At 67.7% G+C, this 12441-nt stretch carries 11 protein-coding genes and 2 tRNA genes; 4 read left to right on the top strand and 9 right to left on the bottom strand.

Translation table 11 applies throughout. The features are described from left to right. Position 1: 1 nt before the first annotated feature. Together DFJ65_RS02645 and DFJ65_RS02640 are read right to left on the bottom strand one after the other, a co-directional pair. The gene (locus DFJ65_RS02645; protein WP_115921679.1) at positions 2–967 is read right to left on the bottom strand and encodes an ABC transporter permease; all 966 of its coding nucleotides are present in this window, start codon (positions 965–967) and stop codon (positions 2–4) included. 61 nt (positions 968–1028) lie between these two features. After that, positions 1029–2639 (bottom strand): ABC transporter substrate-binding protein, encoded by a 1611-nt coding sequence (locus tag DFJ65_RS02640; protein ID WP_115924067.1) that lies wholly within the window; start codon positions 2637–2639, stop codon positions 1029–1031. Between the two features lie 149 nt (positions 2640–2788). Between DFJ65_RS02640 and DFJ65_RS02635 the strand changes: the two genes are divergently transcribed. Next, complete coding sequence (locus DFJ65_RS02635) at positions 2789–3508, top strand: FadR/GntR family transcriptional regulator (RefSeq protein ID WP_115921678.1); 720 nt, start codon at positions 2789–2791, stop codon at positions 3506–3508. After that, entirely contained in the window at positions 3508–4296 is a 789-nt protein-coding gene (gene nagB / locus DFJ65_RS02630; RefSeq protein WP_115921677.1) for a glucosamine-6-phosphate deaminase, read from the top strand. The genes DFJ65_RS02635 and nagB overlap by 1 nt, the downstream gene beginning before the upstream one ends. 99 nt (positions 4297–4395) lie before the next feature. On the opposite strand, the gene DFJ65_RS02625 is transcribed toward nagB, so the two are convergent. Genes DFJ65_RS02625 through DFJ65_RS02610 form a run of 4 tightly spaced genes read right to left on the bottom strand, consistent with a single transcriptional unit; the run spans position 4396 to position 7452 of the window. Continuing rightward, a complete protein-coding gene (locus tag DFJ65_RS02625; protein WP_115921676.1) occupies positions 4396–4758 on the bottom strand; it encodes a metal-sensitive transcriptional regulator in 363 nt (120 codons plus the stop codon). Next, positions 4755–7037: a heavy metal translocating P-type ATPase gene (locus tag DFJ65_RS02620; RefSeq protein ID WP_115921675.1), complete on the bottom strand. Its 2283-nt coding sequence runs from the start codon at positions 7035–7037 to the stop codon at positions 4755–4757. The genes DFJ65_RS02625 and DFJ65_RS02620 overlap by 4 nt, the downstream gene beginning before the upstream one ends. A gap of 14 nt (positions 7038–7051) precedes the next feature. Beyond that, positions 7052–7243 carry a hypothetical protein gene (locus tag DFJ65_RS02615; protein ID WP_115921674.1) on the bottom strand — a complete coding sequence of 64 codons (192 nt, stop codon included), beginning with the start codon at positions 7241–7243 and terminating at the stop codon, positions 7052–7054. Then, positions 7243–7452, bottom strand: a complete 210-nt coding sequence (locus DFJ65_RS02610; RefSeq protein WP_115921673.1) for a heavy-metal-associated domain-containing protein — start codon at positions 7450–7452, stop codon at positions 7243–7245. Before DFJ65_RS02610 ends, DFJ65_RS02615 begins: the two co-directional genes overlap by 1 nt. A 291-nt stretch (positions 7453–7743) precedes the next feature. Here DFJ65_RS02610 and DFJ65_RS02605 point away from each other — a divergent pair, with 291 nt between their 5' ends. Together DFJ65_RS02605 and DFJ65_RS02600 are read left to right on the top strand one after the other, a co-directional pair. Then, positions 7744–9135 (top strand): IS1380 family transposase, encoded by a 1392-nt coding sequence (locus tag DFJ65_RS02605; RefSeq protein ID WP_115921556.1) that lies wholly within the window; start codon positions 7744–7746, stop codon positions 9133–9135. Between the two features lie 204 nt (positions 9136–9339). Further along, complete coding sequence (locus tag DFJ65_RS02600; RefSeq protein ID WP_115921672.1) at positions 9340–11796, top strand: phosphoketolase family protein; 2457 nt, start codon at positions 9340–9342, stop codon at positions 11794–11796. A gap of 234 nt (positions 11797–12030) precedes the next feature. On the opposite strand, the gene DFJ65_RS02595 is transcribed toward DFJ65_RS02600, so the two are convergent. The 3 genes from DFJ65_RS02595 to DFJ65_RS02590 all read right to left on the bottom strand — a co-directional run bounded on the left by DFJ65_RS02595 (position 12031) and on the right by DFJ65_RS02590 (position 12401). Continuing rightward, positions 12031–12106, bottom strand: a tRNA-Ala gene (locus DFJ65_RS02595). A 36-nt stretch (positions 12107–12142) separates the two neighbouring features. Further along, positions 12143–12295: a DLW-39 family protein gene (locus DFJ65_RS17315; RefSeq protein ID WP_170143966.1), complete on the bottom strand. Its 153-nt coding sequence runs from the start codon at positions 12293–12295 to the stop codon at positions 12143–12145. Between the two features lie 29 nt (positions 12296–12324). Continuing rightward, positions 12325–12401: transfer RNA gene (locus tag DFJ65_RS02590), tRNA-Ile, on the bottom strand. Positions 12402–12441 lie beyond the last annotated feature (40 nt).

The following is a 12441-nucleotide window of genomic DNA, read 5'->3' as shown; positions in this document are numbered from 1 at the left end:
GTCAGATGCTCCTGATGCGGGGGTTGACCAGGACGTACAGCACGTCCACGAGGATGTTCACGACGATGAACGCGATCGCGACGGTGAGCGTGACGCCCTGCACGAGGTAGACGTCGTTGCGGGTCACGCCGTCGAGGATCAGCTGTCCCATCGCCTGGATGTTGAAGATGATCTCGATGATCACGGCACCACCCATCAGGTAGCCGACGCGCAGACCGAGCACGGTGATCGGGGTGACCAGCGCGTTGCGCAACACGTTGCGTCCGACCACCACGCGCTTGGGGATGCCGGCGCCGATCGCGGTGCGCACGTAGTCCTTGTCCAACTCCTCCACCATCGAGGTGCGGACGACGCGGGTGAGCGAGCCGGCCACCGGCACCGCGAGCGCCACCGCGGGGAGGGTGATGTTGTTCAGCCAGATGCCGGGGTCTTGCGAGAAGGGCACCCACTCCGACACCACGGCCGGGTAGAGACCGGCGCCTCCGGGCACGGTCGACAGCCACTGGATCAGCAGGATCGCCAGCCAGAAGGACGGCGTCGCCAGGCCCGCGATCGACAGCACGCGGATCACCTGGTCGGGCCAGCGGTCGCGGTAGAGGGCGGCGACCACGCCCAGCACCAGCGCGATGACGACCGCGATTATCAACCCGAGAAAGGTCAACTGCAAGGTGATCGGGAACGCCTTCTTGATGAACTCGGTCACCGGGACGTTACCGGCGCTGGTGCCCATGTCGCCGTGCAACAGACCACCCAGGAAGGAGAAGTAGCGCACGATCAACGGGTCGTTGAGGCCGTTCACCTCGCGGTACTTCGCCAGTGCCTCGGGCGACGCCGACTCACCGAGTGCGAGTCGGGCCGGGTCGGCCGGAGAGAACGACATCACCACGAACACCAGCAATGTCACGCCCAGCACCATGATCGGGAAGGCGAGCAACCGGCGTCCGATGAGACGCACAAGGGTGGTCACAGAAAAGCTCCTCGGGTGGGGAGCCCGACGCCGTGGGGGAACGGCGCCGGGCTCCGGTAAATCACTTCGTCGAACCGACGTCCACGAAGGACAGTCCGGTCAACGCGATCGGTGCGAAGCCGGGCAGAGACGCGTCGTCCCAAGCGGTGGTCGCCTTGCGGTGGAACAGTGGGTACAGCGGGATGTTCTGCGAGATCACGTCGAACAGCTCGCCCCACTTGGCCTTCTGCGGCTCACCGTCGAGCTTGGCGGCGGCGTCGAGCAGGGTCTGCACCTGCTTGTAGGAGGACGAACCCTTCCAGTGCATGCGCCGGTCGGTCCAGGTGTCGGCGGCGTACCACCAGCGCATCAGCAGGTCGGCATCCGAACCGAACACCGACGGGTCACCGGGGGCGATGACCATGTCGTACGCGGCCGGCTTGCCGTCGATGGTGTTGTAGACGTCGGCCGACTTCTTCTGGTCGAACTCCACGGTCAGGCCGGCGGCCTCCAGCGACTCCTTGATGATCGGCGTCGCCTTCTTGACCCAGGCGTGGTCGGTGCACAGCATCCGGATCTTCTTCAGACCGGTCTGGCCGAGCAGCTCCTTCGCCTTGGCCTGGTCGTAGGTGTAGACGACCTTCGCCTTCTTGTACGCCGGGTGGCTCTCCTGCACGAAGGAGGTGGCCGGGGTGGCGTTGCCGAGGTAGGCGGTGTCGACGACCTTGTTCATGTCGATCGCGTACATGATCGCCTGGCGGTTGCGGACGTCGTCGAACGGCTTGGAGCCGCAGTTGAACATCGCGAACAGCAGCGCGAAGCCCTGCACCGCTTCGACCTTCGAGGTCGACTCGAGCGACTTGACCGACAGGTCGGGCACGAGGTCCATGGCCTGGATCGCCTTGGAGGTCAACGCGTTCTGACGCGTCGAGTCGTCGGGCATGACCTTCCAGATCATCTTCGCGGCCTTGGCCGGGTGCTGGCCGGTGTAACCGTCGAAGCGCTCGAAGACGATCTGCTTGGAGGTCGAGGAGTTGTCGGTCATCTTGTACGGACCGGTGCCGACCGGGTTGGCGTCGAACGCCTTCGGGTCCTTGCTGGCGGCGGCCTTCGGCACGATCTTGACGACGGCGATGCGCTCGGCGACCAGCGTGAAGGGGTACTTCAGCGAGATGGTGACGGTCTTCGCGTCCTTCTTGGTCACCTTGTCGAGGAAGGCGATGAAGGTCGAGTAGAGCGACTCGGTCTTCGGGTCGAGCACGCGCTCGAAGCTGTAGACGACGTCGTCGGTGGTGACGTCGCTGCCGTCGTGGAACTTCGCACCGTCGCGCAGGGTGACCTCGTAGGTCTTGTCGTCGACCTTCTTCGGCAGGGCCGAACCGAGGGCCGGGAAGACCTCGCGCTTGCCCACCGGGCTGATCTCGGTGAGGCCCTCCATGGTGTGCCAGTTGGCGGCGACGGTGAGCGCAGCGGTCGTGGTCATCGGGTCGAACCCGTTGGTGCCGAGCTCGTAGGAGATACCTGCGGTGATGGTGCCGGACGCGTTGGCCGACGACGGCGACCCGCCGGACGACGTGCGGTCTTCCGGCTTGGTGCCACAGGCCGCGAGCGTGCTGGTGAGCGCGGCCGCCGCGCTCATGGCGCCGACGAGGCCGAGGAAGCTGCGCCGCGTGGGCTGCGCTGCGGGAGTCATGAAATCCATGGCTTCTCCAAATCTGTCTGATGTCAGATGTCCGATGTCTTGGTAGAGTAAGACACGTCACACCCCGCTGCAAGCCCCACCCCCGTCCGACATACCGAGAAATGCTCCACGAACCTCCTCCGACGAAGGACGATCGACCCATGCCACGTCCAGAGACGCCCACCGTCACCAGCGCGATCAAGCAGCTGATCCTCGACCGGCACCTGCGACCGGGTGATCCCATGCCCACCGAGAACGAGCTGGTCGACCTGCTCGGCGTGTCGCGCTCCAGCGTGCGCGAGGCGGTGCGCACCCTCGTCGCGCTCGACATCCTCGAGGTGCGGCACGGACACGGCACCTTCGTCGGCGGCGTGTCGCTGCGTCCGTTGGTCGAGGCCCTGGTGTTCCGCGGGGTGATGTCGCCGGGCGACGACTACCGCACCGTGCGCGAAGTGGTCGAGATGCGCACCAGCCTCGACCTGGCGATGGCCGAGACCGTCGTCGAACGGCTCGCCGGACGCGACGCCCCCGAACTGCGCGAGCTCACCCGGACGATGGTCGCCGCGGCGGCCCGCGGCGAGAGCTTCGCCGAAGCCGACTGCGCCTTCCACGTCGGCCTGGCCGCGCTGCAGGACAACCAGTTGTTCGGGCAGATGGTCGGTGCGCTGTGGGAGATCCACTCCACGATCACCCCCAAGCTCGGACTGCCGACGACCCGCGACATCGAGGACACCGCCAAGGCGCACGTGACGTTGCTCGAGCGCGCGGTCGCGGGCGACCTGGACGGGTATCGCGCCGCCGTCGTCGGCCACTACGCCCCGCTGATGCGGGTGCTCGACAAGGCCAACCCCGCTGTGCCCGCCGAGGAAGCGATCGCCTGATGGAGGTCGTGATCTGCCCGTCGGCCGCGGTCGTCGGTGAACTGGCCGCGGCCAAGGTGGCCCGGGTGTGCCGGGACGTCGGCCCCTCGGTGGTGCTCGGTGTGGCCACCGGTTCGTCGCCGCTGTCGCTCTACGAACACCTCGCCGCCGCGGTCGCCGCCGGCGACCTCGACCTGTCCGCCGCGTCGGCCTTCGCCCTCGACGAGTACGTCGGTCTGCCGCCCGGCCACCCCGAGTCGTATGCGTCGGTCATCGCCCGGACGGTGACCGAACCCCTGCGGCTCGACCCGTCCCGCGTGCGGCTGCCCGACGGCAACGCCGCCGACGTGCCGGCCGCCTGCGCCGACTACGAGCGCGCGATCGCTGCAGCGGGCGGGGTCGACGTGCAGATCCTCGGGGTCGGCGCCAACGGGCACATCGGGTTCAACGAGCCGGGTTCGTCGCTGTCGAGCCGCACCCGCATCAAAACCCTCGCCGAACGCACCCGCGCCGACAACGCGCGCTTCTTCGACTCCCCCGAGCAGGTGCCGACCCACTGCCTCACCCAGGGCCTCGGCACGATCATGGCCGCCCGCGAGGTGGTGCTGGTCGCCCAGGGCGCAAGCAAGGCCGACGCGATCGCGGCCGTCGTCGAAGGGCCCGTCACCGCGAGCTGCCCGGGGTCGGTGCTGCAGTTCCACGAGAAGGCGACGGTGATCGTCGACGAGCAGGCCGCGGCCAAGCTGCGGCTCGCCGACGAGTACCGCCACACCTGGGCCAACAAGCCGTCCTGGCAGTCCTGGCGCTAGGCCGAATACCCGCAAACCCTGCGCTTGCCGGCACCCGCTGCTGTTGCAACAGCAGCGCGTGCACGTAAGCGCAGCGTTTGCGGGTATTGGAGACGGGTGTCAGGAGCGGACGAGCCGGTTGATCGCGTCGGTCGCTTCCTTGATCTTCACCCGAGCCTCCTCGTCGCCCATCCGGGCGGCGTCGACCACGCAGTGCGACAGGTGGTCTTCGAGCAGCCCCGTCGCGACGCCCTGCAACGCACGGGTGAGCGCGCTGACCTGGGTGAGGATGTCGATGCAGTACTTCTCCTCGTCGATCATCTTCGCGATGCCGCGGGCCTGGCCCTCGATGCGCTTCATCCGGCGCAGGTAGGCGTCCTTGTCGGCGATGTAACCGTGGTGGTGCTCGTGCTGCGCCTCCTCATCGGGCTCGACAGGTTCGACGTGCTCGACGGATCGCGTGGTGTCGTCGCTGGTGGTCATCGGGTCGTCCTTTCCTGGTCGGCGAGTGCCTTGAACCCCCGCAGCCGCAGGCTGTTACCCACGACGAACACGCTGGAGAAGGCCATCGCCGCGCCGGCGAGCATCGGGTTGAGCATGCCGAGAGCCGCCAGCGGTATCGCCGCGACGTTGTAGGCGAATGCCCAGAACAGGTTGGTCTTGATCGTGGCGAGTGTCTTGCGCGACAACCGGATTGCGTCGCCCGCGCTGCGCAGATCACCGCGCACGAGCGTGATGTCGGACGCCTCGATCGCGACGTCGGTGCCGGTGCCCATCGCCAAGCCGAGGTCGGCCTGCGCCAGCGCCGGGGCGTCGTTGACGCCGTCACCCACCATCGCGACGACCTTGCCTTCGCCCTGCAGGCCGGCCACGACATCGACCTTGTCTTTGGGCAGCACCTCGGCGATCACCTTGTCGATGCCGACCTCAGCGCCGATCTGTCGGGCGACGGCCTCGTTGTCGCCGGTGAGCAACACGGGCGTGAGGCCGAGGGCCTTGAGCTCCGAAATCGCTTGTGCGCTGGTCGGTTTCACCGTGTCGGCGACCACCAGGATGCCACGGGCCGCGCCGTCCCAACCGGCCACGACGACGGTGCGCCCGGCCTGCTCCTCGGCGAGCTTGCGGGCCACGAGCTCGGATGAGAGATGCTGCGACCAGTCGGCCAGCAAAGACTCGCGCCCGACCACGACCGCGTGCCCGTCGACGACGCCCTGCACGCCCTTGCCCTCGAGGTTCGCGAAGTCTTCCGGGGTGGGCAGCTCGCCGACCTCGGCGGCGGCGCCCTTGGCGACGGCCTGGGCGATCGGGTGCTCCGAGGAGTGCTCGAGCGCACCGGCCAGCCGCAACAGGTCAGTTCGGTCGGTGCCCTGCTCGGCGATCGCGTCGACGAGGCTCATCCGGCCGGTCGTCACGGTGCCGGTCTTGTCGAGCACGATCGTGTCGACCTTGCGGGTCGACTCCAACACCTCCGGGCCCTTGATCAGGATGCCGGTCTGCGCGCCGCGTCCGGTGCCCACCAACAACGCTGTGGGAGTGGCGAGTCCGAGGGCGCACGGGCAGGCGATGACGAGCACCGCGACGGCAGCGGTGAAGGCGGCGGACGCCGGGAACCCGGCCCCCAGCCACGCACCCAGGGTGGCGACGGCGATCGCGATGACGATCGGCACGAACACCCCGGAGATGCGGTCGGCGAGCCGCTGCACCTCGGCCTTGCCGGTCTGGGCGTCCTCGACCAGCTTGGCCATCTGGGCCAGCTGGGTGTCGGAGCCCACGCGGGTCGCCCGCACCACCAGGCGTCCGCCGACGTTGACGGTGGCGCCGGTGACAGCGTCCGTCTCACCGACCTCGACCGGCACCGACTCGCCGGTGAGCATCGACGCGTCGACCGCCGAGGTGCCACTGACCACCACGCCGTCGGTCGCGATCTTCTCCCCCGGCCGCACCACGAACTCGTCGCCGACCCGCAGCTCCTCCACCGGGATCTTCACCTCGGTGCGGGAATCGCCGACACCGCGCAGCACCGAGACGTCCTTCGACCCGAGTTCGAGCAACGCGCGAAGCGCGGCGCCGGCCTGACGCTTCGACCGCTTCTCGAAGTAGCGGCCGGCGAGGATGAACGTAGTGACGCCGGCGGCGACCTCGAGGTAGATGTTCGAGGCCCCGTCGGACGGCGCGATGGTGAGTTCGAAGGCGTGGGTCATGCCGGGCACACCGGCACTGCCGAAGAACAGCGCGTAGAGCGACCAGCCGAAGGCGGCGAGGGTGCCCATCGAGATGAGCGTGTCCATCGTCGCGGCGCCGTGCCGCAGGTTGGTGAAGGCCGCCTTGTGGAACGGCCAGGCCGCCCAGACGATCACCGGTGCGGCGAGGGTGAGCGAGGCCCACTGCCAGTAGGTGAACTGCAACGCAGGAATCATCGCCATCGCGATCACCGGGATGCTCAGCACGGCCGCGCCGATGAGCCGCTGGCGCAGCGAGGTGAGTTCCGGATCTTCCTGTGGCGCAGCGGTGTTCGTGTCACGCTTGGGCGCAGGAAGGGCCGCGGTGTAGCCGGTCTTCTCGACCTCGGCGATCAGCTGCTGCGGGTCGTAGCCCGCGGGGACGACGACCCTCGCCTTCTCGGTGGCGTAGTTGACCGAGGCGACGACGCCGTCGAGCTTGTTGAGCTTGCGCTCGATGCGGTTGGCGCACGACGCACAGGTCATGCCGCCGATCTCGAGTTCGACGTCGGCTCCCCCGGTGGTCGGGGTTGCGGTGCTCACGGTGCTGCCTTCTCTCAATGCGAAGTCGGGTGGGTGGTGGGCGCGGCCGGCGAGTCGGTCTCGGTGTGGGTCACCATCGGCTCGCTGCGTTGCTGCCAGTCGGTGACCACACTCTGCGGCACGACGGCGCGGGCGATCCCGAAGGCGGCACCGAAGACCAGTACGAGTGCGGCCAGGTAGAGACCGATCCGAGCGCCCGCGTTCATCAGGCCCGCACCGCCGAGTAGCCGGCCTCCTCGACCGCGGCCAGCACGGCGGCGTCGTCGATCTCCTGGGCGGAGGTGACGACGAGCTTGCCGGTCTCGTGGCTGACCTCGACGCCCTCGACGCCGGCGATCTCGCCGACTTCCTCACGCACCGACATCTCGCAGTGCCCACAGGTCATCCCGGTCACCTGGTAAGTGTTCGCAGCCATCTCGTTCTCCTTCTCACGGGGACGTTCAACGGTCTCAACTATATACCCTCCGGGGGTATTCCCTATCGAGAGTACGCGTTGACACGGGGGGAACGCGGTGCACGGCGTCCCCTCGGCGGCCGGTGAACATCAGGTGTGTATTGCTGGCCGGTGAGCAGGCAGCCGCCCTAGCCCGGATCGTTCACGGTGCCGCGGAGTGATCGGCGCGTAGAAACACGGAAGTGCCTGCCCAGCAGGGGAAACTTGGACTTGCGACGGTTCAAGATCTTCAGCTTGGAAGGCACTCCGTAGGTGAAGCGTACTTTGTGGTCCAGTGGGTTGTCCGTGTCCGGTGATGGTGTCGGCGTGGTGGCCCACGCGGGGAGTGTCGGACTTCGTCTGTTGGCCGACCGAACCGGCCTGACGGGTGGTCTCGCCGCAGCGATGGCGCGCCACTCGTTCACCCCGGTCCACGACCGTGGCCGGGTCCTGGTCGATGTCGCGGTGATGATCGCTGATGGTGGTGAGGCGATCGCCGACATCGACGTGCTGCGTCACCAGTCGTGCGTGCTCGGTCCGGTCGCCTCGCCACCGACGGTGTGGCGCACCTTGGACGAAGTCACGCCCGGTCGGCTGAAGAAGATCGCCATCGCGCGGGCACGCACCCGCCGCCACGTGTGGGCCCACCTGCCTGGTGGGGTGCCCGCAAGCCAGGTCGCCGGGACCGATCTCGGTGCCACCGTCGTGCTCGACGTGGACGCCACGATCGTGATCACCCACTCCGAGAAACAGAACGCTGCGGCCACGTTCAAACGGACCTTCGGGTTCCACCCGCTCGGCGTATGGTGCGACAACACCAGCGAGTTCCTCGCGGCGAAACTACGGGCCGGGAACGCCGGGTCGAACACGACAGCCGATCACATCGAGGTCCTGACCGAGGCGATGGCCCAGATCCCCGGCACCCACCGTAAGAAGCTGTTGATCCGTTCCGATGGTGCGGGCGCATCCCATGGGCTGCTGGACTGGCTCACCGAACAAGGTCAGATCCGTGGCCGCAGCCTGGAGTACTCGATCGGATTCGCGGTCACCGAGAAGATCCGCGACGCGATCAGGCTGGTCCCGCAGCAGGTGTGGTCGCCCGCGACGAACGCGGACGGCGGGGTGCGCGAGGGTGGTGACGTCGCCGAACTGACCGGGCTGCTGGACCTGAGCGGTTGGCCGGCCGGGATGCGGGTGATCGTGCGCCGTGAACGGCCGCATCCCGGTGCGCAGCTGTCGCTGTTCGAGGAGACCGACGGGTGGCGCTACCAAGCCTTCGTCACCAACACCAGCACCGGGCAGCTCGCGCTCCTCGAAGCGCGGCACCGGGCTCATGCCCGGGTCGAGGACCGGATCCGGCACGCCAAGGACACGGGCCTGGGTCGGTTCCCCTCGCGTGAGTTCGGCATCAACAGCGCGTGGTTGACGTTGACCATGATCGCGGCGGATCTGGTCGCCTGGACCCGCCTGATCGCGTTCACCGCCGACGCCGAGGTCCTGGCTACATGCGAACCGAAAGCGTTGCGGTACAGGCTTCTTCACGTCCCCGCCCGGCTCATCCACGGTCAGCGACGACGACGGTTGAAGATCGCTGAAACGTGGCCCTGGGCGGCCGCAATCGTCGCGGTCTTCGCGAACATCGCCGCCATCCCGTGGCCAGCCTGACCCAACCCGTCCGCCCACGAGATCACCACCCGGAGAACCGCAGACCGGCAGCGCCAGCCGGCACCTCGTCATCCCCACGGACCATCACCGAGCGAACTCACGTAGCAACACCGTCGATCACGACCTCATGAAAGACCGGGGCTAGGGTGACGGTGACGCCGTCTTGTAGGTGTCGACGAAGGCACGCGAAAGGATCTTGCCGCGATGACCGATTCGAACCACCCCTGGACCACCGCCGACGCAGAGGTTTCGGCCGACGACCTCGGCCGCATCGATCGCTGGTGGCGCGCCGCGAACTACCTGTCGGTGGGTCAGATCTACCTGCTCGACAACCCGTTGCTGCGCACCCCGCTGACCCGCGACCACGTGAAGCCGCGGCTGCTCGGACACTGGGGCACGACGCCCGGACTCAACTTCCTCTACGCCCACCTCAACCGGGTGGTGCGCGACCGGCAGCGGCCGACCGTCTTCATCACCGGGCCGGGACACGGCGGGCCGGGCATGGTCGCCAACACCTACCTCGAAGGCACTTACACCGAGGTCTACCCGCACATCGGGCACGACGACGAGGGCCTGCAGAAACTGTTCAAGCAGTTCAGTTTTCCCGGCGGCATCCCCTCGCACGTCGCGCCGGAGACGCCCGGGTCGATCCACGAGGGCGGCGAGCTCGGCTACTCGCTCAGCCACGCGTACGGCGCGGTGTTCGACAACCCCGACCTGCTCGCGTTCACGGTGGTCGGCGACGGTGAGGCCGAGACCGGCCCGCTGGCGACCAGCTGGCACGGCAACAAGTTCGTCAACCCGGTGACGGACGGCGTGGTGCTGCCGGTGCTGCACCTCAACGGGTACAAGATCGCCAACCCGACCGTGCTCGCCCGCATCGACGACGACGAACTCGACGCATTGATGCGCGGCTACGGGCACACGCCGTACATCTTCGTCGCCGGGTTCGACGACGAGTCGCACGAGTCGATCCACGCGCGGTTCGCCCAGTTGCTCGACGAGGTGTTCGACCACCTCGCCCGCATCAAGCAGACCGCCGCCGAGCAGGGCGCCGACGACGCGGAGCGGCCGCGCTGGCCGATGATCGTGTTCCGCACCCCGAAGGGGTGGACGGGTCCAAAGACGATCGACGGACAGGTCACCGAGGGCAGTTGGCGCAGCCACCAGGTGCCGCTGGCCAACGCCCGCGACACCGACGAGCACCTGCACGACCTCGACGCGTGGCTGCGCAGCTACGCGGTCGACGAACTGTTCGACGAGGCGGGGGCGATCGACCCCGAGATCACCGCGCTCGCGCCGTCCGGTGAGTTGCGGATGGGTGCGACGCCGTACGCCAACGGCGGGTTGTTGCGGGTCGACCTGCGGTTGCCCGACTTCCGTCAGCACGGCGTCGAGGTCACCGAACCAGGCGTGACGATCGCCGAGGCCACGAAGGTGCTCGGCCAGTGGCTGACCGAGGTGATGCGTCAGAACCCGGAGAATTTCCGGGTGTTCGGGCCCGACGAGACCGCCTCGAACCGGCTGCAGGCGCTGTACGAGGTGACCGACAAGCAGTGGCTCGCCGGGTACGAACCCAACGACGAGGGCGACCCGATGGCGCGCGTCGGCAAGGTCGCCGAGATGCTGTCGGAGCACCAGTGCCAGGGCTGGCTCGAGGGCTACCTGCTCACTGGACGGCACGGGCTGATGTCGTCGTACGAGGCGTTCATCCACATCGTCGATTCGATGTTCAACCAGCACGCCAAGTGGCTGAAGGTCACCGACCACATCGCCTGGCGGCGTCCGATCGCCTCGCTCAACTACCTGCTCAGCTCGCACGTGTGGCGGCAGGACCACAACGGTTTCAGCCACCAGGACCCCGGCTTCATCGACCACGTCGTCAACAAGAAGGCCGACATCATCCGGGTCTACCTGCCGCCGGACGCGAACACCCTGCTGTCGACCTTCGACCACGTGCTGCGCACCACGCAGTACGTGAACGTGGTCGTGGCCGGCAAGCAGCCCGGGCCGCAGTGGTTGTCGATGGACGACGCGGTGCGGCACTGCGCTCGCGGCCTCGGCATCTGGGACTGGGCCGGGACCGAGGCCGAGGGCGAGCAACCCGACGTCGTGCTCGGCTGCGCCGGCGACATCCCCACCGTCGAGATCATCGCGGCCGCGGCGATCCTGCGCGAACGGGTGCCCGACCTCAAGGTGCGGGTCGTGAACGTGGTCGACCTGATGCGGTTGCAGGACGAACGGGAGCACCCGCACGGGTTGTCGGACAAGGAGTTCGACGCGATCTTCACCACCGATCGTCCGATCGTCTTCGCCTACCACGGCTATCCGACCCTGATCCACCGGCTGACCTACCGGCGCACCGGTCACGCCAACCTGCACGTGCGCGGCTACAAGGAGGAGGGCACCACCACCACGCCGTTCGACATGGTGATGCTCAACGACCTCGACCGCTACCACCTGGTGATCGACGTGATCGACCGCGTGCCCGGCCTCGCAGCACGGGCCGCCGGGTTGCGGCAGGAGATGCAGGACGCGCGGCTCGACGCCCGCGCCTACGCGTACGAACACGGCGAGGACATCCCGGCCGTGGCGGGCTGGCAGTTCGGCGACGGCGGGGACGCGACGACCCTGCAGGACACCGGGGGCGACAACATCTGAGGCTCTTTCACTCACTCCTGACCGATGGTGTGGCCGGTGCGTCGTCGAGCCCGAACTCTCGGGCCTGAACGCACGGTGGCGGGCTCCAGTGAAAGATTGCTGCTGTCAGGGCAGCAGCAATCTTTCACTGGAGAACCCTCGGAGCCGCTTGGAACTGCTCGGAGCTGCTCGGACCGCTCGCAGCCCGGAGACGCCGAGAGGGACCGACGACGCGCGTCGGTCCCTCTCAGAACGTGGTGGAGGTAAGGGGACTCGAACCCCTAACCCCCTGCTTGCAAAGCAGGTGCGCTACCAATTGCGCCATACCCCCGGGGTGGGCCACCCGTGACGAGTGGCCCGGGGACGATCAGCTGGCGGTGCCAGTGGCGTCGAAGCTCTTCTCGCCGGGCTTGTCGGAAGCCTTGGACCACATGTCCTTACCGACCTTGCCCTGCTTGTACTTCTGGCTCGCGAACGCGGCAGCGCCGGCTGCAGCAACGACCATCAGTGCCTTCTTCATACTCACTCCTCGAGTGTTGTTCGAACCGGTGGTGGGCCTAACAGGACTTGAACCTGTGACCTCTTCCTTATCAGGGAAGCGCTCTAACCGACTGAGCTATAGGCCCGTCCGCCGTTCGACGGCCGCCCCAAGGGGCAACGCCGAAC

Source organism: Calidifontibacter indicus (genome assembly GCF_003386865.1).
GTDB classification, from domain to species: domain Bacteria; phylum Actinomycetota; class Actinomycetes; order Actinomycetales; family Dermatophilaceae; genus Yimella; species Yimella indica.
Note: the sequence above shows the minus strand (reverse complement) of the source record. Positions and strands in the feature narration are given on the sequence as shown.